At 67.2% G+C, this 1,042-nt stretch carries 2 protein-coding genes; both read right to left on the reverse strand.

The window, feature by feature from the left end; genetic code table 11:
- The coding region (locus AB0J58_RS45200) for a PTS lactose transporter subunit IIB (protein ID WP_364228060.1) at positions 1 to 275 on the reverse strand (275 nt) is incomplete at its 3' end.
- Between the two features lie 3 nt (positions 276 to 278).
- On the reverse strand, positions 279 to 1,042 hold a 764-nt coding region (locus AB0J58_RS45205; protein WP_364228062.1), incomplete at its 5' end, for a PTS transporter subunit EIIC.

Consider the following 1,042-nt stretch of genomic DNA (forward strand, 5'->3'; position numbering starts at 1 on the left):
TTGATCAGCCTGGTCACCGCCGGGTCCCCGATGAAGACCTGGAAGGAGACCACCACCTTGTCCGGGGCGCCGGCCCGGGCCCGGCCGGCCAGACCGGCGTGGCAGAGGACCACATCGGCATCGGCCGGGATCGAGTTGACCGGGGTGTGCTCGACCTGGACACTGTGGCTTTTCAACTGCTTGCGCAACTGGGTGGCCAGCATCACGCTGCTGCCCATCCCCGCGTCACACGCCACGATGATCTTACGGATGTCCTTGCTGTCGATACTCGGCATCGCTCAGGCCTCCTTGACCACGGTCACGGTCCCGCCCTGCGCGGAAGCCTCCTGCGGGCTCTCCTCGCTGTCGTCCTTGCCGCGGCCGAAACCGAGCAGGACCGAGGCCACCGCGAAGGACACCGCGGTCGCGGCGAAGATCCCGGCCAGCACCCCGAACCAGCCACCCTTGGGCGTCACCGCCAGGTAGGCGAAGATACTGCCCGGCGAGGCCGCCGACACCAGTCCCGCCCCGGTCATGATGAACACCAGGATGCCGGTGGCGCCACCGGCGATGACCGCCAGGATCAGCCGGGGCTTCATCAGCACATACGGGAAGTAGATCTCATGGATCCCGCCCAGGAAGTGAATGATGATCGCCGCCGGGGCGCTGGGACGCAGCAGACGCGGCCCGAAGAACAGGTAGGCCAGCAACAACCCCAGGCCGGGGCCGGGGTTGGACTCCAGCATGAACAGGATCGACTTGCCGAACTGGGTCACCTCGTTGGCGCCCAGCGGGGTCAGCACCCCGTGATTGATGGCGTTGTTGAGGAACAACACCTTGGCCGGCTCGATCAGGATCGAGGCCAGCGGCAGCAGGTTGGACTCCACCAGCCAGCCCACCGCGTTCCCGGCCGCGGTGGTGATCGCCGAGACGACCGGGCCGATGCCCCACACGCCCACCAGGGCCATCGCGCCGCCGACGATACCGGCGCTGAAGTTGTCGACCAGCATCTCAAAGCCGGCCTTGATCCGGTCGGCCAGGAAGGCGTCGACGAGCTTGATCA

The organism is Streptosporangium sp. NPDC049644 (assembly GCF_040675205.1).
Taxonomy (GTDB): Bacteria; Actinomycetota; Actinomycetes; order Streptosporangiales; family Streptosporangiaceae; genus Streptosporangium; species Streptosporangium fukuiense.